19 protein-coding genes are annotated in these 20084 nt (G+C 73.6%); 14 read left to right on the top strand and 5 right to left on the bottom strand.

The window, feature by feature from the left end; translation table 11 throughout:
- Positions 1 to 97: 97 nt before the first annotated feature.
- Positions 98 to 1210, bottom strand: a complete 1113-nt coding sequence (locus AC3ERT_RS35570) for a hypothetical protein (RefSeq protein ID WP_435179206.1) — start codon at positions 1208 to 1210, stop codon at positions 98 to 100.
- Between the two features lie 139 nt (positions 1211 to 1349).
- The gene (locus AC3ERT_RS35565) at positions 1350 to 1979 is read right to left on the bottom strand and encodes a rhomboid family intramembrane serine protease (protein WP_335978550.1); all 630 of its coding nucleotides are present in this window, start codon (positions 1977 to 1979) and stop codon (positions 1350 to 1352) included.
- A 245-nt stretch (positions 1980 to 2224) separates the two neighbouring features.
- Here AC3ERT_RS35565 and AC3ERT_RS35560 point away from each other — a divergent pair, with 245 nt between their 5' ends.
- The 7 genes from AC3ERT_RS35560 to AC3ERT_RS35530 all read left to right on the top strand — a co-directional run bounded on the left by AC3ERT_RS35560 (position 2225) and on the right by AC3ERT_RS35530 (position 7996).
- On the top strand, positions 2225 to 2953 hold the full coding sequence (locus AC3ERT_RS35560) for a UbiX family flavin prenyltransferase (RefSeq protein WP_488180757.1): 729 nt from the start codon (positions 2225 to 2227) through the stop codon (positions 2951 to 2953).
- A gap of 120 nt (positions 2954 to 3073) precedes the next feature.
- Positions 3074 to 3529 (top strand): Lrp/AsnC family transcriptional regulator, encoded by a 456-nt coding sequence (locus tag AC3ERT_RS35555; protein WP_335978445.1) that lies wholly within the window; start codon positions 3074 to 3076, stop codon positions 3527 to 3529.
- A 68-nt stretch (positions 3530 to 3597) separates the two neighbouring features.
- Entirely contained in the window at positions 3598 to 4761 is a 1164-nt protein-coding gene (gene mqnE / locus AC3ERT_RS35550; RefSeq protein WP_335978443.1) for an aminofutalosine synthase MqnE, read from the top strand.
- An 87-nt stretch (positions 4762 to 4848) separates the two neighbouring features.
- The gene (locus AC3ERT_RS35545) at positions 4849 to 5370 is read left to right on the top strand and encodes a GNAT family N-acetyltransferase (protein ID WP_435125440.1); all 522 of its coding nucleotides are present in this window, start codon (positions 4849 to 4851) and stop codon (positions 5368 to 5370) included.
- 138 nt (positions 5371 to 5508) lie between these two features.
- Positions 5509 to 5823, top strand: a complete 315-nt coding sequence (locus AC3ERT_RS35540; RefSeq protein ID WP_335978440.1) for a DUF4229 domain-containing protein — start codon at positions 5509 to 5511, stop codon at positions 5821 to 5823.
- Between the two features lie 126 nt (positions 5824 to 5949).
- A complete protein-coding gene (locus tag AC3ERT_RS35535; RefSeq protein WP_335978548.1) occupies positions 5950 to 6519 on the top strand; it encodes a TetR/AcrR family transcriptional regulator in 570 nt (189 codons plus the stop codon).
- Between the two features lie 274 nt (positions 6520 to 6793).
- Positions 6794 to 7996: an acyltransferase family protein gene (locus AC3ERT_RS35530; RefSeq protein ID WP_435179204.1), complete on the top strand. Its 1203-nt coding sequence runs from the start codon at positions 6794 to 6796 to the stop codon at positions 7994 to 7996.
- On the opposite strand, the gene AC3ERT_RS35525 is transcribed toward AC3ERT_RS35530, so the two are convergent.
- Positions 7980 to 8789 (bottom strand): MaoC/PaaZ C-terminal domain-containing protein, encoded by an 810-nt coding sequence (locus AC3ERT_RS35525; protein WP_435179202.1) that lies wholly within the window; start codon positions 8787 to 8789, stop codon positions 7980 to 7982. The two genes, AC3ERT_RS35530 and AC3ERT_RS35525, sit on opposite strands and share 17 nt — an antisense overlap.
- A gap of 1 nt (position 8790) precedes the next feature.
- A complete protein-coding gene (locus AC3ERT_RS35520; RefSeq protein WP_435179200.1) occupies positions 8791 to 10080 on the bottom strand; it encodes a 3-oxoacyl-ACP reductase in 1290 nt (429 codons plus the stop codon).
- An 88-nt stretch (positions 10081 to 10168) separates the two neighbouring features.
- Between AC3ERT_RS35520 and AC3ERT_RS35515 the strand changes: the two genes are divergently transcribed.
- Both AC3ERT_RS35515 and AC3ERT_RS35510 read left to right on the top strand, forming a co-directional pair.
- Positions 10169 to 11476: an acetyl-CoA C-acetyltransferase gene (locus AC3ERT_RS35515; protein ID WP_435125429.1), complete on the top strand. Its 1308-nt coding sequence runs from the start codon at positions 10169 to 10171 to the stop codon at positions 11474 to 11476.
- A gap of 132 nt (positions 11477 to 11608) precedes the next feature.
- Positions 11609 to 13447, top strand: a complete 1839-nt coding sequence (locus AC3ERT_RS35510; protein WP_435125605.1) for an AMP-dependent synthetase/ligase — start codon at positions 11609 to 11611, stop codon at positions 13445 to 13447.
- 102 nt (positions 13448 to 13549) lie between these two features.
- Here the strand turns inward: AC3ERT_RS35510 and AC3ERT_RS35505 are convergent, their stop codons facing one another.
- A complete protein-coding gene (locus AC3ERT_RS35505; RefSeq protein ID WP_103887033.1) occupies positions 13550 to 13753 on the bottom strand; it encodes a cold-shock protein in 204 nt (67 codons plus the stop codon).
- Positions 13754 to 13995: 242 nt separating this feature from the next.
- Here AC3ERT_RS35505 and AC3ERT_RS35500 point away from each other — a divergent pair, with 242 nt between their 5' ends.
- The 5 genes from AC3ERT_RS35500 to AC3ERT_RS35480 form a co-directional block, all read left to right on the top strand.
- Positions 13996 to 14856, top strand: coding sequence for a menaquinone biosynthetic enzyme MqnA/MqnD family protein (locus AC3ERT_RS35500; RefSeq protein ID WP_335978432.1), 861 nt, complete (start codon positions 13996 to 13998; stop codon positions 14854 to 14856).
- 193 nt (positions 14857 to 15049) lie between these two features.
- Positions 15050 to 16249, top strand: a complete 1200-nt coding sequence (mqnC, locus tag AC3ERT_RS35495; protein WP_335978430.1) for a cyclic dehypoxanthinyl futalosine synthase — start codon at positions 15050 to 15052, stop codon at positions 16247 to 16249.
- A gap of 104 nt (positions 16250 to 16353) precedes the next feature.
- Complete coding sequence (locus AC3ERT_RS35490; protein ID WP_335978428.1) at positions 16354 to 17055, top strand: demethylmenaquinone methyltransferase; 702 nt, start codon at positions 16354 to 16356, stop codon at positions 17053 to 17055.
- A 261-nt stretch (positions 17056 to 17316) separates the two neighbouring features.
- Positions 17317 to 19239, top strand: coding sequence for a hypothetical protein (locus AC3ERT_RS35485; RefSeq protein WP_435179198.1), 1923 nt, complete (start codon positions 17317 to 17319; stop codon positions 19237 to 19239).
- Between the two features lie 130 nt (positions 19240 to 19369).
- Positions 19370 to 20084: geranylgeranyl reductase family protein (locus AC3ERT_RS35480; protein WP_435179196.1), on the top strand; the 715-nt coding region annotated here is incomplete at its 3' end.

Genomic DNA, 20084 nt, shown 5'->3' with positions numbered 1-20084 from the left:
CCCCCCCCCCCCCCCCCCCCCCCCCCCCCCCCCCCCCCCCCCCCCCCCCCCCCCCCCCCCCGCCGCTGTGATACCGGGTCGCTCAGCTTCCCGGCGCTCAGAACTCCGAGCTGTTCGAGTCGTCGCCCATGAGGTTCATGACGGCGCTCACCACGTCCTGCGGGTTGAGCGTCACCGCGCCGCTCGGCGCGCTGATCGGCGCCGCGCTGCCCTTGAAGCCGACGGTCAGCGGCAGCGGCCCGGTGGACTGGTCGTCGAGCTGGTGGAGGTCGAAGGTGACCGACTGGATGCTGCCGTCCTTGACGGCGACGTCCGCGGTGACCTTCTTCGCCGGCACGCCCTCGGCCCGCTGCATGCTGTCCAGGTCGGACTGCTTCAGGCCGGGGATCTGCTTGAGGGCGGGGGAGACGCTGGAGGCGACGTCCTTGGCGAACTGCTGCGCGGGCACGGTGACCGTGATGTGGTCCGCGCCGCCCTTCTTGCCCGCGTCGGCGAAGGTGGCGTCCTTCGTCAGCGCGGCCCGCAGCCCGGAGATGACCTCGTTCTGCGTCTTCGCGTCCAGCGTCGGGGTGGTGGAGCCGGAGTCGGAGCCGCTGCTCGAACCCTGGGCGGCGAGGGCGCTCTTGACGAACGCGCCCCACACCGCCGGGTCGATGCTGACCCACTTGCCGTTGAGCGCCGAGCCCACCGAACCGGACGAGCTGGTCAGGGCGTTGAGGTACTGGTCGTTGAACTGCGCGATGGAGCCGGCGTCGGAGGCGCTGGTGTCGAGCTTCTCCAGGCCCTTCACGTCGGCCCGCAGGTAGATCTTCTGCCCGACCGCGCGGACCTCGATCAGCTTCGCGCCGCTCGGGCCGTCGGTGGAGAGCAGGAAGGCCGCGGAGGAGCCCTTGGTGGCGTCCGCGCCCTTGCTGAGGCTGCGGCCGAGCAGCGACAGCGACTTCTGCGAGCTGCCGCCGACGGTGACGTGCAGGGACGACAGCAGGTCGGCGTCGGCCTGGGTGAAGCCGTCCTCGTCCTTCATGGCCGAGTAGATCTGGGCGGAGGTGCCGCTGAAGCCGAGATCGACGGTGACGGTGTTCTGCTTGCCGAGCTTCTGGAAGGCGTTGTCCACCTTCCCCTGCGGCGACGCGGGGTCGTCCGCACCGCACGCTGCGGCCCCGGCGGTTATGAGGGCCACCACTCCGGCGGCGGCGAGGCCCTTGCGCATGCTGATGATGACGAACTCCTAGGAAGCGGTGGGTAAGCGGATGAGTCGGAGCAGAAGCGTAGCTGTGCGGGCGCTGTGTCTTCACCCGGGTTCTTCGGGCGAATTGGGGGCCGACTGGCTGCCGGGGTCCGGCAACCGGTCAGCCCGCGTACGGTGGTTCGCCGCGCACCTCGGGCGGACGGTCGCGGAACAGGTAGGCGGCGGCCACCCCGCCGAGCAGACCGAAGAGGTGGCCCTGCCAGGAGACGCCGGTGTGCACCGGCAGCACGCCCCACAGGATGGACGTGCCGTAGTACGCGCCGATAAGCAGGCCCACCAGCAGGTCCAGCGCGCGGCCGTCGACGAAGCCGCGCACCAGGAGGTAGCTGAACAGGCCGAAGATCAGGCCGGACGCGCCCGCGGTGTTGGTGTGCGCGGGCGAGCACGCCCACACCCCGAGCCCGTCGACGGCGATGACGGTGAACGCCACGGCCAGGAAGCGGCCGGTGCCGCGCAGCGCGGCGACGAAGCCGAGCACGAGCAGCGGCAGAGTGTTGGACGCCACATGCCCGTACCCGAAGTGGATGAACGCCGACGGCACGATGTCCGCCAACTCGCCGGCCCGGCGCGGCTGGACGCCGAGGCTGTCCAGCCGGTGGCCGGTGGCGTGGTCGACGACCTCGAGCGCCCACAGCAGCGCCACCCAGGCGGTCATCAGCGCCGCGGCGGCCACGATCCGGTCGCCGGCCGAGGCGGCCCCGGCGCGGTCGCGGACCCGCAGCGACGCCATGAGCGTCCCCCCGCGGCCGGTGTGCGCCGCGATGCGTCCGTACGCCACCGAATCCCCCCGATCCGCCACGTCCCCCAGTGGTTTCTATGTGCGTCCAGTGTGCACGACGCCACTGACACCGTCTGCGGTTCCGGCCCGCCGCCGATCGGACGGCCGGATCGCAGCGGGCCGGCCGAGCCCGGGCGCGCGCCCGCCCCGCCCGGCGGTCCGCCCAGGTCGCGGCTACGCTCGACGGCGTGGCGGACCTGGACGGCGGGCGCGAGACGCGCGATGCGGAGCAGCGGCGCGCGGAGCGCGGGGGGCGTGCGGAGCGTGCCCCGTGGATCGTCGGGGTCTCCGGCGCGTCCGGTACGCCGTACGCGGCGGCGGTGCTGCGCGGGCTGCTGGACGCGGGCGAGCGGGTGGACCTGGTGGTCAGCCGGGCCGCCCGGCTGACGCTGCTCGACGAGACCGGCGCGGCGGTGCGGGACGCGCACTGGCAGGAGGACCTGGCGCGCTGGCTGGCCCGCGGGGCGGACGGCCGCCCGGACACCTTCGCCCCCGGCCCGGACCTTTCCGGTGTGCGCTACTGGCCGGCCGGCGACCTGGCGGCCGGGCCGTCCTCGGGGTCGTATCCGGCCCGGGGCATGCTGATCGTGCCGGCCAGCACCGCGTGTGTGGCCGGGGTCGCGCTGGGCCTGTCCAAGGACCTGCTCCAGCGCGCGGCGAGCGTCACCCTCAAGGAGCGCCGGTCGCTGGTGGTCGCGGTGCGCGAGACCCCGTTGAGCGGTCAGACGCTGCGCCAGCTCACCTCGTTGGCCGATGCCGGCGCGGTGGTGCTGCCCGCCTCCCCGGCCTTCTACGCCGGGGGCACCACGGCGCAGGAGCTGGTGGACTTCGTGGCCGGGCGGGTGCTGGACGCGGTGGGGGTGGAGCACCGGCTCTACCGGCGGTGGCGGGGCGAGCTGGGCGGCGGGTCCACGGGCCAGGGCTGAACCGGCCGGGTCCAAGCCTGCGGCGGCGAACGGGCGGCAAAAGGAGGGCAGGAACCTTTCGATGCCTTAGATTCGTGTCCAGACAGGGCAGTCACCAGGCGAACGGGAGGGTCCAATCCGATGGACGCGGTGGACAGGCAGCTCATCCAGGCGTTGCGCGAGAACGGCCGGGCGTCGTACGCCGAGCTGGGCCGGCTCGTGGGCCTGTCCGGGCCGAGCGTCACCGACCGGATCAACCGCCTGGAGCAGGCGGGCGTGATCACCGGCTACCGCGCCACCGTCGCCCCCGCCGCGATGGGCCTGGGGGTGACCGCGCTGGTCGGGCTCCAGCTGTCGGACGCCGCCGACCACGAGGAGGTGGCCCGGCGGCTGTCGGACCTGGACGAGATCGAGGACTGCTGGTTCATCGCGGGCGACGACTCGTACATGCTCAAGGTGCGGGTCGGCGACGTGGACGGGCTGGAGCACACCATCCGCCGGCTGTCCGGCACCAAGGGCGTGGCCCGGACCCGTACCACGATCGTGCTCTCCACCAAGTGGGAGAACCGGGTCGGGAACCTGCCCGAAGAGGTGTGACCGGGGGCGGCTTCGCGCGCGCGGGCGGGGGAGTAACGTCGGACCGAACCCCGTAGGAGGAGACGCACATGGACGCTGGACTCAAGCGCGAGCTGGAGGAGAAGGTACACGCCGGCGAGCGGCTGACCCGTGAGGACGGTGTCGCGCTCTACGAGTCCGACGACCTGGCGTGGCTGGGCGGCCTGGCGCACGAGGTGCGCACCCGCAAGAACGGCGACGTGGTCCACTTCAACGTCAACCGCCACCTCAACATGACGAACGTGTGCACCGCGTCCTGCGCGTACTGCTCCTTCCAGCGCAAGCCGGGCGAGAAGGACGCGTACACGATGCGGATCGAGGAGGCCGTCCGGCTGGCGAAGGCCATGGAGGGCGACAACCTCACCGAGCTGCACATCGTCAACGGCCTGCACCCGACGCTGCCGTGGCGGTACTACCCGCGGTCGCTGAAGGCGCTGAAGGAGGCGCTGCCGCAGGTCTCGCTGAAGGCGTTCACCGCCACCGAGATCCACCACTTCGAGACCATCTCCGGGATGTCGGCCTCCGACATCCTCGACGAGCTGATCGACGCCGGCCTGGAGTCGCTGACCGGCGGCGGCGCGGAGATCTTCGACTGGGAGGTGCGGCAGCACATCGTGGACCACCGCACCCACTGGGAGGACTGGTCCCGTATCCACCGGCTGGCGCACTCCAAGGGACTCAAGACCCCGGCGACGATGCTCTACGGCCACATCGAGGAGCCCCGGCACCGCGTCGACCACGTGCTGCGGCTGCGCGAACTCCAGGACGAGACCGGCGGGTTCCAGGTCTTCATCCCGCTGCGCTACCAGCACGACTTCGTGGACATGAAGGACGGCAAGATCCGCAACGTCCTCCAGGCCCGTACCACGATGGCCACCGGCGCGGAGGCGCTGAAGACCTTCGCGGTCTCGCGGCTGCTGTTCGACAACGTGCCGCACGTGAAGGTGTTCTGGGTGATGCACGGGCTGTCCACGGCCCAACTCGCCCTCAACCACGGCGCCGACGACATGGACGGGTCGGTCGTGGAGTACAAGATCACCCACGACGCGGACGACTACGGCACTCCGAACAAGCTCACCCGGGAGGACATCCTCGACCTGATCCGGGATGCCGGGTTCCGCCCGGTGGAGCGCAACACCCGCTACGAGATCATCCGGGAGTACCCGGGCCCCGACGGCTCCCGCCGGGAGTCGCCGCAGGCGATGCGGGTGTGACCCGGGGCGGTGACACCCGGGGCGGTGTGACCCGGGTGACACGGAAACGGTTGGAGGCCGGGTCGAGGTAATAGGTACGCTGCCCTTATGGCACTTACCTTCGAACTCGATCCCGCGCTCGACGACGACCTGCGCGCCGGTGTGCTCACGCTGTGGGCCGACGTGAGCAACGCCGGCGGCGCGGTCGGTTACGTGCCGCCGGTCACCGCCGCGGACATCGCGCCGGGCCTGGCCGACTCGATGGCCGACGTCGAGGCGGGGCGCCGGCGGCTGCTCGTCGGGCGCGACGAGGAGGGGCGGGTCGCCGCGACCGCGTTCCTCACCTTCAACGCCCACCGGCTGATGACCCACTGGATCTGGCTCTACACGGTGATGGTCCACCCCCGCCACCAGGGCGCCGGGTATGGCCGGGCGCTGCTGGCCGAGGCCGAGCGGGCCGCCCGCGGGTTCGAGGGGATCGAGGCGATCCGGCTCACCTGCCGCGGCGGCCTCGGCCTCGAACGCTTCTACGCATCCTGCGGCTACAAGGAGGTCGGCCGCGTCCCGAACGCGATCCGCGTCGCCCCGGGCGACGACCGCGACGACGTCTTCATGCTGTTGAGCTGGTGAGCGCGGCCCGGCCGCGCTCACCGGGGCACCGCGCCCTTCGGCTCGCCGGCTACGTCTTGGGGCCGTGCCTTCGTGGGGCGGGGGGCTTGCTGCGGGGGCGGGACGATGATCGGGAAGGGGGCGTGCTTCACTGGGAGCATGCTCCGATACACCGCACTGCGCTTCGGTCTGATCGTCGCCAGCTTCGGGGTCATCTGGGGCCTGGTCCGGTTGCATGTCCTGCCGGCCGGGCTCGGTGACTCCAACTACCTGTGGGTCGCGCTGCTCGCGCTGGTCGTGTCCGCGCCCCTGAGCTTCGTGCTGCTGCGCGGGGTCCGGGAACAGGCCGCGGCCCAGGTCTCCGACCGCGTCACCCGCACCCGCAACTCCCTGGCCGCCGCCGCGGGCCAGGAGGACGACGCCGACGACCAGGCCCGCGAGGTCGCCCGCGACGGCGAGCCGCACACCGCCTGACCCGGGCAGCGTCCGATCCGGCCGGTCCGTGTCGACCGGCCGCCGAGCCAGCACGGGGGAGGGGCGCAGGTGGAGACCCAGGGCAAGCGGGCGCAGCGCGTGCCGCGGGCGGTCCGCGAGCAGCAGATGCTGGACGCGGCCGTCGCCGTCTTCGCCCGGCGTGGCTTCCGCGCCACCTCCATGGACGAGATCGCCGAGGCGGCGGGCGTCAGCAAGCCGCTGGTCTACCTCTATCTGAAGTCCAAGGACGAGCTGTTCACCGCCTGCGTGCGGCGCGAGGCCAAGGCGCTCAGCGCCGCGGTGCGCGCGTCCGTCGAGACCGGCGCCGCCCCCGACCGCCAACTGTGGTCCGGGCTGCTCGGGTTCTTCCGCTACACCGCCGAACACCCCGACGGCTGGCACCTGCTGTACGGCCAGGCCCGCAGCGGCGGCGCGCCCTCCGGTGACGAGGTCGCCGCGATGCGGGTGGAGATCGTGGACTTCGTCACCGCGCTGATCGGCACGGCCGCCCGCGAGGCCCCGTGCGTACCGGTGCTCGCCGACCGCGAGGTGCGGGCGCTGGCCCTGGCGCTGGTGGGCGCCGCCGAGTCGCTGGCCGGGTCCTCCGCGAACGGCCGCGAGACCGCCGCCACGCTGATGAACTTCGCCTGGGCCGGCCTCGGCAACCTGCTCGACGGCCACCCCTGGTCGCCCTGACCTCCCTCGTCCCGACCTCCCCCGCGCCCTGTCGGCGGCTGCCGCGCCGAAGGTTGCCCTGGCGCGGATGAATTCGCCGCGGCGCGGCCGTTAACGTCCTGTCCCGATTCGGTGGGGGTTGCGCCCACAGGCTTCTCACGGCGAACCCACGGCTAGGGTGCGAAGGAGGATGCGGATCGCAGGCGCCCGACGTGGCGCGGCTCCGTCGTCCGAGACTTCCCACCGCTCCTGCCACATGTCTCCCTGCCGCGCGCCGGCAGGAAGGAAGAACGGGATGAGTTCGACGCTCCCCACGCCCGGCCCGCCTCCGGCGCCCCCGCAGCCCCGCCCCGCCGCCCCTGCTGCCCCGGCAGCTCCCGAAGCGACCGGGGCGCCCGCGCCCGCGGCGCAGCAGCCGCCCGCGCCGCCGGCACGGCTGCGGGCCCTGGACGGGCTGCGGCTGGTCGCCGCGCTGATGGTCGCCTCCTACCACTACGTGGTGCGCGGCGGCGACGCGTGGAACCACCCGATCAAGCACATGCTGCCGCACGTCATCGCGCCGGCCGCCTACGGCCCGCTCGGTGTGCAGTTCTTCTTCATCATCAGCGGGTTCGTGATCTGCATGAGCGGCTGGGGCCGCACCGTGAAGGCGTTCACGGTCTCCCGGATCAGCCGGCTGTACCCCGCGTACTGGGCGGCGCTGATCCTGGTGGCGGCGGTCCTCTACGTGATCGGCAAGGAGACCGTCTCCCGCACCGACCTGATCACCAACTTCACCATGCTCCAGACCCCGGCGGGCGCCAAGCGGCAACTCGGCGTCTCCTGGACGCTCTGGGCGGAGCTGCGCTTCTACGCGCTGTTCGCGCTGACGGTGCTGTGGCGCGGTGCGACCCAGCGCCGGGTGCTGGCGTTCTGCGCGCTGTGGACCCTCGGCGCGGTCTACGCCCAGGGCTCGGGCGAGAGCTTCCTGCAACTGGCGCTGATGCCGGACTACGCGCCCTTCTTCGTCGGCGGCATCGGCCTCTACCTCGTGCACCGCTTCGGGCACGACCTGGTGAACTGGTCGGTGGTCGCGGTCGGCTTCCTGCTCGGCCAGCAGTCCGCGGTCAAGGCGCTGGTGGCGCCGCCCGGTTCGCACCCCTTCTACCAGCGGTCGCCCACGGTCGTGATCGTGCTGGTCGCCGCGGGGTTCGCCGCGATCGCCGCGGCGACGCTGGTGCCGCGCGTGGCCCGGGTGGAGTGGCGGTGGCTGACCACCGCGGGCGCGCTGACGTACCCCTTCTACCTGGTGCACGAGATCCTCGGCACCGAGGTCATCGACCGGCTGGAGCACCACACGTCGCTGCCGGCCAGTGCGGTGCTGGTGCTGGCCGTGCTGTCGATGCTGGTCCTCGCCTGGCTGATATACCGCCTGGTGGAGAAGCCGCTCGGCCCGCTGCTGCGGCGCAGGCTCTCCGTTCCGCTGGGGTCGGCCGCGCTGCTCAGGACGAGCCGGTGAGGTGCACCCCCCGGGGCGAGCGCAGTTCGAACCGGTGCCCGGCGGCGGCCAGGGCGACCGTGGACGGCAGCGGTACCGGTGCGCGGAAGTGGGCGCGCACCCGCTCGTCCAGGCCGAGCGCGGCCGCGCACCGGGCGACCGTCCACATCCCGTGCGCGATGGCCCGGGGGAATCCGAGCGGCCGGGCCGTCAGCGCGTGCAGGTGGATGGGGTTGTAGTCGCCCGAGACGCGGGCGTGCCGCCGCCCGAGCCCGGCCGGCAGCCGCCACTCCTCGACGACGGGCAGTGCGCCGGCGTCCTGCGGCCCGGTGCCCGGCTCGGCCTCTTCCTTCGGCGGCGCGCCGGTCGGGTGGCGGGCCAGGTAGGTGCTGCGGTCGGTCCACACCGCCGCCCCCTCGATCCGGGCCTCGGTGACGAGGACCGCCTCGGTGCCCCGCCGGTGCGGCCGCAACTCCTCGGCGTGGACGGCGATCTCGGGCCGGTCGGCGGTGGTGAGCGGGCGGTGCGCGGTGATCTCGATCGAGGTGTGCACCAGCCCCATCAGCGGCAGCGGGAAGTCCCGGGCGGCCATGATCCGCGCGGCCAGCGGGAATCCGAGGATGTGCGGGTAGGTCAGCGGCACCCGGTCGGTCAGCGGCGGGTAGCCGCAGACCTCGGCGTAGCGGGCCATCCGGGCCGGGTCGATCCGCACCCGCGGGTCGGTCAGCCGGAGCGGCGGCAGCGCGGCGCCGGCCGAGGGGTGCTTGCCGAGGCCGGTCAGCGCGCCGCGCCCCAGCGTGAGCAGCAGCGGCATCTCACGCTCCCAGCAGCGACTGCCCGCAGACGCGGACGACCTGGCCGGTCACGCCGCCGGAGCCGGCCGCCGCGAGCCAGGCGACGGTCTCGGCGACGTCCTGCGGACGGCCGCCCTGGCCGAGGGAGTTCATCCGCCGGCCGGCCTCGCGGATGAACAGCGGTATCGCGGCGGTCATCTGCGTCTCGATGAAGCCCGGCGCGACCGCGTTGACGGTGATGCCGCGCTCGCGCACCTCGGGGGCGGCGGCCAGCGCGCGGACGAAGCCGATGATGCCGGCTTTGGAGGCGGCGTAGTTGGTCTGGCCGGCGTTCCCGGCGATGCCCGCGATGGACGCGGTGCCGACGATCCGGCCGTGCGGGCGGACCGCCCCGGCCTTCAGCAGGTGGCCGGTGACGCGCAGCACGGAAGCGAGGTTGACCTCGATCACCGTGTCCCAGCCCTCCGCGGACATGTTGGCGAGCTTGCGGTCGCGGGTGATGCCCGCGTTGTGCACCAGGACGTCCAGGCCGCCGGGCACCGCGGCCGCGATCCGCTCGGCGGCGTCGGGCGCGGTGATGTCCACGGTCAGCGCGGTGCCGCCGATCCGGGCCGCGGTCGCGGCGAGCGCGTCGGCGGCCTGCGGCACGTCCAGGCAGACCACCTGCGCGCCGTCCCGGGCGAGGGTGGCCGCGACCTCGGCGCCGATGCCGCGGGCCGCCCCGGTGACCAGCGCCGTACGGGGCCCGGCCGCGCCCGGTCCGCCGTCCGCCGCACCGCTGTCCTTACGGCCCACCGGCGGGCCGACCTCGATCACCTGCCCGCTGACGTAGGCCGAGCGGGGCGAGAGCAGGAAGTCCAGCGTGGAGTCCGCGCCGGCACCGGGGGCCAGCCGCACCAGCTGTACGGTCCTGCCCCGGCCGATCTCCTTGCCGAGCGAGCGGACGAAGCCCTCCAGCGCCTGCTGGGCGGCGGCCTGGTGGACGTCGGCGGCGTCGGGTCGCGCGCCGAGCACCACCACCCGGCCGCAGGGGGCCAGGGTGCGCACCAGGGGGTGCAGGCTCTCGCGGACCGCCCGCAGCCCGGCCGGGTCCGCGATGCCGGTCGCGTCCAGCACCACCGCGGCCGGTGCCGGGTCGCCCGGCGCGGCCGGCGGCGGCGCCTGTCCGGCGGTCAACCGCAGGACGGGACCGTCGAGTTCGGGGGTCCCGGGCGACCAGCGCCGCAGCGCGGTGGGCTGCGGCAGGCCGAGCCGCCGGGTGAGGAAGCGGCCGGGAGCCGTACCGGTGAAGCCGAGATAGCGGTCGGCCATTGGCCTTCTCCTTACTCTGGAGTAAGTTTACCGCCGGTAAGGCTACTGGTGAGTTGTCGCTCCGGCCAAGAGCCCTCAGGAGTTCCGTATGCACACCGTCCGCCGCGTCGCCGTCATCGCCGGCCACCGCATCCCCTTCGCCCGCTCCGACGGCCCCTACGCCACCGCGTCCAACCAGGACATGCTCACCGCCGCGCTCGACGGCCTGGCCGAGCGGACCGGCCTGGCCCGCCCGGGGGCCGACGGCCGGCCGGCGGTGGGGGAGTTCGCGGCCGGGGCCGTGCTCAAGCACGCCCGCGACTTCAACCTCGCCCGCGAGACCGTGCTCGGCTCCGTCCTCGACCCGGCCACCCCCGCCTACGACATCCAGCAGGCGTGCGGCACCGGCCTCCAGGCGGTCTTCGCGGTCGCCGCCAAGATCGCGCTCGGCGTGATCGACTCCGGCATCGCCGGCGGCGCCGACACCACCAGCGACGCACCGCTCGGCGTCAACGACGAACTGCGCCGCACCCTGCTCGCCGCCCGCCGCGCGAAGTCCCTGGGCGGCCGCGCCCGCGCGCTCGCCGGGGTGCGCCCGCGCCACCTCGTGCCCGACATGCCGCGCAACGCCGAGCCGCGCACCGGCCTGTCGATGGGCGAGCACGCCGCGCTCACCGCCGAGGCGTGGGGCATCACCCGCGCCGCGCAGGACGAACTCGCCGCCGCCAGCCACCGCAACCTCGCCGCCGCCTACGACCGCGGGTTCTTCGCGCCGCTGGTCAGCCCCTATCGCGGCCTGGAACGCGACCAGAACCTGCGGCCGGACTCCACCCCCGAGAAGCTCGCCCGGCTGAAGGCGGTCTACGGCGGGCCCGGCGGCACCATGACCGCGGGCAACTCCACACCGCTCACCGACGGCGCCGCGGTGGTGCTGCTCGGCTCGGAGGAGTGGGCCGCCGAGCGCGGCCTGACCCCGCAGGCGTACCTCACCGCGTACGAGACGGCGGCCGTCGACTTCGTCGGCGGCCGGCCCGGCCCCGACGGGCTGCTCATGGCACCCGCCTACGCGGTGCCGCGGATGCTGGAGCGGGCCGGACTGGGCCTGGGCGACTTCGACTTCTACGAGATCCACGAGGCGTTCGCCTCCCAGGTGCTCGCCACGCTCGCGGCATGGGAGGACAAGGCGTTCTGTGCGGAGCGCCTGGGGCGGGCCGAGCCGCTCGGCGCGATCGACCGGGCGCGGCTGAACGTGGCGGGGTCCTCCCTGGCGACCGGGCATCCCTTCGCCGCGACCGGGGCACGGATCGTGGGGACGCTGGCGCGGCTGCTCGCCGAGCGGGGAACACCCGGGCGCGGCCTCGTCTCGATCTGCGCCGCGGGCGGACAGGGCGTCACCGCGATCCTCGAGAGCGCCTAGCAGGCCGCAGCCGGCCGCCCCGGGCCGCGACCGGGCACGGAAGCGCAATCCACCCTCATCGTTCAGGAGCCGTAGATGTCAACTGGAACAGGGCAGCTGGTGGGTCAGGCGGGTCAGGCGCCGCAGGTGGTGATGGAGGCGGGCCGGGCCGTGCAGGTGGCGGTGCCCCCGCTGGTCGCCGTGCCCGAGCGGGGGAGCCTGGCCGACATCCCGTTCACGAACGCGGCCGAGGCGCCGCAGGACGCGGTGCTGGGCAGGGAGGGCGCGGACGGCACCTGGCGGGACGTGAGCGCCGCGGACTTCTGCGCCCAGGTGGTGGACGTCGCCAAGGGCCTGATCGCGGCGGGGCTGAAGCCGGGCGAACGGCTGGCGATCATGGCCCGCACCAGTTACGCGTGGACGCTGCTGGACTTCGCGGGGTGGGCCGCGGGCCTGGTGACCGTACCGATCTACCCGACCTCCTCGGCGTCGCAGACCGCCTGGATACTCGCCGACTCCGGTGCCGCGGCCTGCGCGGTGGAGAACGTGGACCAGTCCCGGCTGGTCACCGGCCGCCGGTCGGAGCTGCCCGAACTGCGCCACCTGTGGCAGCTGGACGCGGGCGCGATCGGGCAACTCAGCACCGACGGCAAGGAGTTGCCGGACGCGCTGGTGACGTCCCGGCGGCAGGCGCTGACCCCGGCGAGCACCGCCACGCTGATCTACACCTCCGGCACCACCGGCCGCCCCAAGGGCTGCGTGCTCACCCACGGCAACTTCTTCGCCGAGGTCGACAACGCGATCGAGCTGCTGCACCCGGTCTTCAAGTCGGTGAGCACCGAGCCCGCCTCCACCCTGCTGTTCCTGCCGCTGTCGCACGTCTTCGGGCGGATGGTCGCCATCGGGTGCCTGCGGGCCCGGGTACGGCTGGGCCACGCGCCGAGCATCGCCACCGAGGACCTGCTCGCCGACCTGGCCGGCTTCCGGCCGACCTTCCTGCTGGCGATCCCGTACGTCCTGGAGAAGGTCTACAACACCGGCCGGGCCACCGCGGAGAAGATGGGCCGGGCCGCCTCCTTCGACCGGGCCGCCACGATCGCTCGGCGCTACGGCCGGGCGCTGATCGCCCGGCAGACCGGCACCGGCCCGGGCCCCTCGCTCGGCCTGCGGATGGCGCACGCGCTGTACGACCCGCTGGTCTACCGCCGGATACGGGCCGCCCTCGGCGGCAAGGTCCGGTACGCGATCTGCGGCGGCTCCCCGCTGGGCGAGCGGCTGTGCGCGTTCTACGCGGGCGCCGGGGTGATGGTCTTCGAGGGCTACGGCCTGACGGAGACCACCGCGGCGGCCACGGTGACGCCGCCGCTGGCGCCGCGGCTGGGCACCGTGGGGCACCCGCTGCCGGGCACCGCGGTGCGGATCGCCGACGACGGGGAGGTGCTGCTGCGCGGCGGGCAGGTCTTCACCGGCTACTGGAACGACGCGGGCGGGGTGCCGCACGTGGACGGGTGGTTCCCCACCGGGGACATCGGGGAGCTGGACCCGGACGGATACCTGCGGATCACCGGGCGCAAGAAGGAGATCCTCATCACCGCCGGCGGCAAGAACGTGGCGCCCGCACCACTGGAGGACCGGCTGCGGGCGCATCCGCTGGTCGGCCAGTGCATGGTGGTCGGCGACAACCGGCCGTTCGTGACCGCGCTCATCACGCTGGAGGCGGACGGGCTCGCCCACTGGCAGCGGATGCGGCGCAAGGAGGGCCTGCGGCCCGCCGACCTCGTCACCGACCCCGACCTCCTCGCCGACCTCCAGAAGGCGGTCGACGACGCGAACTCCACGGTCTCCCGGGCCGAGTCGATCCGCGCGTTCCGGGTCCTGCCGGTCGACTTCACCGAGGACAGCGGCCACCTCACGCCGTCGATGAAACTCAAGCGGTCGGCTGTCGCCGCGGACTTCGCCGACACCATCGAAGACCTCTACCGCCGCCCCTAGGGCGGCAAAAAAGAGGCAGGGGCCCCGCACGGAGTGCGGGGCCCCTTGGTACTGCAGGTTCTGGGCGCGATCGCGCCGCTGTCCGTCCGACCTAGTGGAGAACTAGTTCGGGGTGACGTTCTCCGCCTGGGGACCCTTCGGGCCCTGGGTGACGTCGAAGGTCACCGGCTGGTTCTCCTCGAGGGAGCGGAAGCCGGTCGCGTTGATCGCGGAGTAGTGAACGAAGACATCCGGGCCGCCGCCGTCCTGGGCGATGAAGCCGAAGCCCTTTTCAGCGTTGAACCACTTCACGGTTCCGGTAGCCATAAAGCCCTCCTTGGGCCCAAAGGGTTGCCCTGCTCCAGAACCTGCAACTGCGAAGTCTGAAAACTACAAAAGCCCGCGGGTTACATGATCCGCAGGCCTTGTACTGCAAGGAAACCAAACTGCAACTTGCGTCGAGCCTAGCATGGGGGGCCGGGGCGCGGAAGGGTCGCAAGATCCTTCCTGGCGGCTCGCCGGGGCACCCCCGCACAGCGCCGCACGGACCCAGGAGTAGCGTCCGGCATATGGACACAACCGCGCGTGAAAGCGACAGCGACCGGGTCCGCCCCCGGGTCGGCCACATCCAGTTCCTGAACTGCACCCCGCTGTACTGGGGCCTGGCCAGGACCGGTGCGCTGCTGGACCTGGAGCTGACGAAGGACACCCCGGAGAAGCTCAGCGCCCAGCTCGTCGAGGGCGACCTGGACATCGGCCCGATCACCCTCATGGAGTACCTCAAGCACGCCGACCAGCTGGTCGCGCTGCCGGACATCGCGGTGGGCTGCGACGGCCCCGTGATGTCGTGCGTGATCGTCAGCCAGCTCCCGCTGGACCGGCTGGACGGCCAGCGGGTGGCCCTCGGCTCCACCAGCCGCACCTCCGTGCGCCTGGCCGAACTGCTGCTCAGCGAGCGGTACGGCGTCACGCCGGACTACTTCCGCTGCCCGCCGGACCTCTCGCTGATGATGCAGGAGGCCGACGCCGCGGTGCTGATCGGCGACGCCGCCCTGCGCGCCTCCCTGCACGACGCGCCCCGGCTCGGGCTGACCGTCCACGACCTCGGCACGATGTGGAAGGAGTGGACCGGGCTGCCCTTCGTCTTCGCGGTCTGGGCGGCCCGGCGCGACTACCTCGCGGCGCACCCGGAGGCCGTGCACAGCGTGCACCGCGCGTTCCTCGCCTCCCGCGACCTGTCCCTGGTGGAGGTCGACAAGGTCGCCGAGCAGGCATCGCGCTGGGAGGCGTTCGACCAGGAGCTGCTGAGCAGCTACTTCACCACGCTGGACTTCTCGCTCGGTGCCCCGCAGCAGGCCGGCATCGCCGAGTTCGCCCGCCGCGTCGGCTTCCCGCCCGGCGCCGGCGTGGACCTGCTCCCGCCGGCCTGACCCGCGCCGGCCCCGCAGCCCCCCGCAGCACCTCCGCTCCACCCCGCAGCACCCCGGCCCGCGCCCCCGCGCGGCGGGCCGGGCGCCGTACGGGCGCGGCCGCGCGCCGCCCCGTACGGCACCTGAAAGTGCCACCGGCCGCTGGCGTACGCTGGGCCGGACCGATCTCCCGTCCTCCGAAGGGCCTGCCACGGTGACCTCTCCGACCGACCTCGCAGCCGTCCTCGACCGCGCCGCCGCGGGCGGCAGGATCACCCCGGAGGAAGCGCTCGACATCTACCGCTCCGCCCCGCTGCACGCCCTGGGCGCCGCGGCCGACGCGGTGCGCCGCCGCCGCTTCGCCGGCACCGAGCACATCGCGACGTACATCATCGAGCGCAACATCAACTACACCAACGTCTGCGTCACCGCCTGCAAGTTCTGCGCGTTCTACGCGGCGCCGAAGGACACCGACAAGGGCTGGAGCCGCAGCCTGGACGACATCCTGCGCCGCTGCGCGGAGACCGTCGAACTCGGCGGCACCCAGATCATGTTCCAGGGCGGCCACCACCCGGACTACGGCGTGGAGTACTACGAGGAGCACTTCGCCGCGATCAAGCGGGAGTTCCCGCAGCTGGTGATCCACTCGCTGGGCGCCTCCGAGATCGACCACATGGCGCGGATCTCCGGGGTCAGCGCGGAGGAGGCGATCCGCCGCATCCACGCCGCCGGGCTCGACTCGTTCGCCGGCGCCGGGGCCGAACTGCTGCCGGAGCGGCCCCGCAAGGCGATCGCGCCGCTGAAGGAGTCCGGCGAGCGGTGGCTGGAGATCATGGAGACCGCGCACCGGCTCGGGGTGGAGTCCACCACGACCATGCTGATGGGCACCGGTGAGACCAACGCGGAGCGGATCGAGCACCTGCGGATGATCCGCGACGTGCAGGACCGCACCGGCGGGTTCCGGGCGTTCATCCCGTACACCTACCAGCCGGAGAACAACCACCTGAAGGGCCAGACGCAGGCGACGCTCTTCGAGTACCTGCGGATGATCGCGATCGCGCGGCTCTTCCTCGACAACGTGGCCCACATCCAGGGGTCCTGGCTGACCACCGGCAAGGAGGTCGGCCAGCTCTCGCTGCACTACGGCGCGGACGACCTCGGGTCGGTCATGCTGGAGGAGAACGTGGTCTCCTCGGCCGGCGCGAAGCACCGCTCCAACCGGATGGAGCTGATCCACCTCATCCGCTCCGCCGGGCGGGTGCCCGCGCAGCGCGCGACCACCTACGAGCACCTCGTCGTCCACGACGACCCGGCGAACGACCCGGTCGACGACCACGTGGTCTCGCACCTGTCCTCGACCGCGATCGAGGGCGGCACCGCCCACCCCGAGCTGAAGCTCCTTCCCTCCAACTGACCGGAACTGACCGGACTGACCGGATCTAACCGGAGCCGGCCGCCCGCCGCGGCCCCGCGGGGGTGTGCCGGGCCGTGCGCGGCGCACCCCGTAAGGTGAGTCGCGTGACCCGGGCATCGTTGGAGAAGCAGCCGCAGGACGTCGCCGCGATGTTCGACAAGGTGGCGGCGAAGTACGACCTGACGAACGACGTGCTGTCGCTCGGCCAGACGCGGCTGTGGCGGCGGGCCGTGGCGCAGGCGCTCGACGTGCGGCCGGGCGAGCGGGTGCTCGACCTGGGCGCGGGCACCGCGACGTCGTCGCTGCCGTTCGCCGCGGCGGGCGGCTGGGTCGTCCCCTGCGACTTCTCGCTGGGCATGCTGCGCCAGGGCAAGAGCCGGCACCCCGAACTGCCGCTGACCGCGGGCGACGCGACCCGGCTGCCGTTCGCGGACGGGGTGTTCGACGCGGTCACCATCTCCTTCGCGCTGCGCAACGTGCAGGACGTGGACGCGGCGCTGCGCGAGATGCGCCGGGTGGTCCGGCCCGGCGGGCGGCTGGTGATCTGCGAGTTCAGCCACCCGACGTACCGGCCGCTGCGTACCGCGTACACCGAGTACCTGATGCGCGCGCTGCCCCCGGTGGCGACCAGGGTGAGCAGCAATCCGGACGCCTACGTGTACCTCGCGGAGTCGATCCGCGCCTGGCCCGACCAGCGGGCGCTGGGCGGGCGGTTGAAGGACGCCGGCTGGACGGGCGTGGCCTGGCGGAACCTGACCGGCGGGATCGTGGCGCTGCACCGCGGCACGAACGGGCCGGCGGCGTAACCGCCCGCTGTTCGAACGGAATCCGGTATTCCGGGTGGTTGCGGCCGGTAGGGGCCATATGCTGCCTTGTCTGCGGGGGGAACGCAGCCCCGCCGTTTTCCGGAGTTGCCGATGCCGTTCTGTCCCGCGTGCGGGAACCAGGTCGCCGAGGCGGAAGGCAACCGCTTCTGCCCGCGCTGCGGCCGTGACCTGACCGCGCCGTCCCTTCCCGCGCAGCCCGCCGCGCCGCCGCCACCGGCGGCCGCACCCACGGCCGCGCCTGTGCCCACGCCCACGCACGTCGGGCCGTTGCCGCCGCCCACCGCGCCACCGCCCGCACCGCCGTACGCCGGCGCCGCGGCCCCACCCGGCTACGCGCCCGGCCCCTACCCGCCCCCCGCGCCGGCCGGGCCCTCGCCCGCCGCCGTGTTCGTCCGCCGGGTGTTCACCGGCCGCTGGGAGGGCCCGCTGCTGGTCGCGCTCGGCCCGGCGCTCACCATAGTCGCGGCGGCCCTGGCGATCGCGGGGGTCGCCGGGACCGCCCTGCCCAGCGGCACCGTCGGAATGGCCACCCGCACCCGGGCCGCCCTGGCGGCGCTCGTCCAGGGGCTGGGCGGCAACCTCAGGGCGAACGCGACCTACACCGAGGACTCCGTCTTCGACGACTCGGACGACAGCGGCGACGGTTCGTCCGACGGCAGCAGCGGCGGCGACGAGTTCTCCGACGGCGGCAGCGACGGGTTCGACGACTCCTCCGGCGGCAGTGACGGCTTCGACTACTCCGACGGCGGCAGCGACGGTTACGACGACTCCTCCGGTGGCAGCGACGGGTTCGACTTCTCCGACGGTGGCAGCGACGGTTACGACGACGGCTCCGACGGCTACAGCACGGACGGTTCCGACGGTTACAGCAGCGACGGGTCGGACGGCACCGACGGCAGCGACATCGGCTACACGATGAGCGGCGGCGGCAGCGGCAGCGGCCACTCCCACACGGTGCACGCCTCGCTGTCGGTCCTGCCCTGGTCGGTCACCCTGCTCTGGGTCCTGGTGCTGGTGCTCGGCCTGCGCGCGCTGCGCCGGCGGCAGCAGGCGCAGGCCGCCGCCGCGGGCATACCCGCCGGGCCCGGCTCGGCCCTCACCGCCGAGGCGGCCGCGGCGGCCGTACGGGTCGCGCTGCTGGCCGCCGCCGCGGTGCTCGCCATCGGCTTCTTCGCCGAACCCCGCATCGAGCTGGTGCACTTCACCACCGCGCCGTTCCTCGCCGCGCTGTGGACCTTCGTGCTCAGCCTGGTGACAGCGCTGGTCGTGCTGTGCCGTCCGGCGCTGACCGCGTGGCTGGCCGCGCGGCCGGGCGCCGCCGCCGCGTACCGGGTGCTCGCCACCACCGCGATCGCGCTGCTGGCGACCCTGCTCGTCGCGGGCACCGTGGTCTTCGTGATCGCCGCCGCGCACTACCACGACCTCACCGGCTGGGGCCTGACCGCCGCCGGCCTGCTGCTGGTCAACCTCGGGGTGTCCGGGCTGGGGCTGGGCTGGGGCGCGCCCTTCCGGGTCGGCGCCAGCAGCGGCTCGCAGGCCCGGCACGTCTCCTTCGGCCTGGGCGACCTCGACCACGTGTGGGGCGGCTGGTCGGTGGCCGGCACCGTCGCGGGCGGGCTCGGCTGCGCGCTGCTGATCGGGGTGCTGGCCCTTCGGCGCAACCGGGGCCGGCCCGAACAGTTCGCGGTCGCCGGGCTGTTCACGCTCCTGCTGGTGATCCTCGCCGCCGTCAGCGGCGCGCACACGGGCGGCGACTCCAGCCTGGTGGGCACCGGGGCGCTCACCCACACCAGCGTGGGCACGCAGGTGTCGGAGCTGCTGGGGTTCGGCCTGCTGTGGACGTTCGGCGGGGTGCTGGTCGCGCCGTACGTCTGGCGGGTGTTCGGCGGCCGGGTGCCGAACGCGCCCTACCCGGGCGCCGGCGCGCCCTCGCCGTACGCCCCGGCGCCGCAGGGCGGACCCGGCCAGGGCGGGGCGTACGACGCGCCCGGCGGGACCTTCGGCGCCGCGGTGCCGGCCCAACCCGCCGCGCCCGCCGGGCCGTACGGGCCGCCGCAGCCGCCCGGGCCGCCCGGGCCCGCGGAACCCACCGTGCACGACCTCGGCGTGGTGCAGCCGGACCGGCTGCGCAAGCAGCCGCCGGAGCCGCCCGACCACCGCTGACCGGCACGGACCGGGGCCTGCCCCGAGAGCCGCCGCTCCACGGGGAGCGGCGGCCTCATACACTCGGCATGACGTCCGCTGCCGGCGTCCAGTGCCAGCAACAGCCCCTTGCCGAACCGGGAGAGCCCACGTGACCGACACCGCCCTGTCAGAGCGCAGCGCCGATGTGATCGTCGTCGGCGCCGGGCCCGCCGGTTCGACGACCGCCTACTACCTGGCCAAGTCCGGTCTGGACGTGCTGCTGCTGGAGAAGACGGCCTTCCCGCGGGAGAAGGTCTGCGGCGACGGGCTGACCCCGCGCGCCACCAAGCAGCTGGTGCAGATGGGCATCGACGTCTCCGAGGAGGCGGGCTGGCTGCGCAACAAGGGCCTGCGCATCATCAGCGGCGGCATGCGGCTGGAGATGGACTGGCCGGAACTGGCCGCCTACCCGGACTACGGACTGGTGCGCCGCCGCGACGACTTCGACCAGATGCTCGCCGAGCAGGCGGTGAAGGCCGGCGCGCGGCTGTACGAGCGGTGCAACGTCGGCGCCCCGATCATCGAGGAGCGCACCGGCCGGATCACCGGGGTCACCGCCAAGCTCGGCGAGGAGAAGACCCCGGTCGCCTTCCACGCGCCGCTGGTGGTCGCCGCCGACGGCAACTCCACCCGGCTGTCGCTGGCGATGGGCCTGCACCGGCGCGACGACCGCCCGATGGGCGTCGCGGTGCGGACCTACTTCACCTCGCCCCGGCACGAGGACGACTACCTGGAGTCCTGGCTGGAGCTGTGGGACCGGCGCGGCGCCGCGCCGCGCCAGCTGCCGGGCTACGGCCGGATCTTCGGCCTCGGCGGCGGCACCG

It is taken from the genome of Actinacidiphila sp. bgisy145, assembly GCF_057708125.1.
Note: the sequence above shows the minus strand (reverse complement) of the source record. Positions and strands in the feature narration are given on the sequence as shown.

What these genes read in the sequence shown, in the direction of transcription:
- AC3ERT_RS35570 (WP_435179206.1), bottom strand. Translation starts at nt 1,210, where the DNA reads ATGCGCAAGGGCCTCGCCGCCGCCGGAGTGGTGGCCCTCATAACCGCC.
- AC3ERT_RS35565 (WP_335978550.1), bottom strand. Translation starts at nt 1,979, where the DNA reads ATGGCGTCGCTGCGGGTCCGCGACCGCGCCGGGGCCGCCTCGGCCGGC.
- AC3ERT_RS35555 (WP_335978445.1), top strand. Translation starts at nt 3,074, where the DNA reads ATGGACGCGGTGGACAGGCAGCTCATCCAGGCGTTGCGCGAGAACGGC.
- mqnE (WP_335978443.1), top strand. Translation starts at nt 3,598, where the DNA reads ATGGACGCTGGACTCAAGCGCGAGCTGGAGGAGAAGGTACACGCCGGC.
- AC3ERT_RS35545 (WP_435125440.1), top strand. Translation starts at nt 4,849, where the DNA reads ATGGCACTTACCTTCGAACTCGATCCCGCGCTCGACGACGACCTGCGC.
- AC3ERT_RS35540 (WP_335978440.1), top strand. Translation starts at nt 5,509, where the DNA reads ATGCTCCGATACACCGCACTGCGCTTCGGTCTGATCGTCGCCAGCTTC.
- AC3ERT_RS35535 (WP_335978548.1), top strand. Translation starts at nt 5,950, where the DNA reads ATGCTGGACGCGGCCGTCGCCGTCTTCGCCCGGCGTGGCTTCCGCGCC.
- AC3ERT_RS35530 (WP_435179204.1), top strand. Translation starts at nt 6,794, where the DNA reads ATGAGTTCGACGCTCCCCACGCCCGGCCCGCCTCCGGCGCCCCCGCAG.
- AC3ERT_RS35525 (WP_435179202.1), bottom strand. Translation starts at nt 8,789, where the DNA reads ATGCCGCTGCTGCTCACGCTGGGGCGCGGCGCGCTGACCGGCCTCGGC.
- AC3ERT_RS35520 (WP_435179200.1), bottom strand. Translation starts at nt 10,080, where the DNA reads ATGGCCGACCGCTATCTCGGCTTCACCGGTACGGCTCCCGGCCGCTTC.
- AC3ERT_RS35515 (WP_435125429.1), top strand. Translation starts at nt 10,169, where the DNA reads ATGCACACCGTCCGCCGCGTCGCCGTCATCGCCGGCCACCGCATCCCC.
- AC3ERT_RS35510 (WP_435125605.1), top strand. Translation starts at nt 11,609, where the DNA reads ATGGAGGCGGGCCGGGCCGTGCAGGTGGCGGTGCCCCCGCTGGTCGCC.
- AC3ERT_RS35505 (WP_103887033.1), bottom strand. Translation starts at nt 13,753, where the DNA reads ATGGCTACCGGAACCGTGAAGTGGTTCAACGCTGAAAAGGGCTTCGGC.
- AC3ERT_RS35500 (WP_335978432.1), top strand. Translation starts at nt 13,996, where the DNA reads ATGGACACAACCGCGCGTGAAAGCGACAGCGACCGGGTCCGCCCCCGG.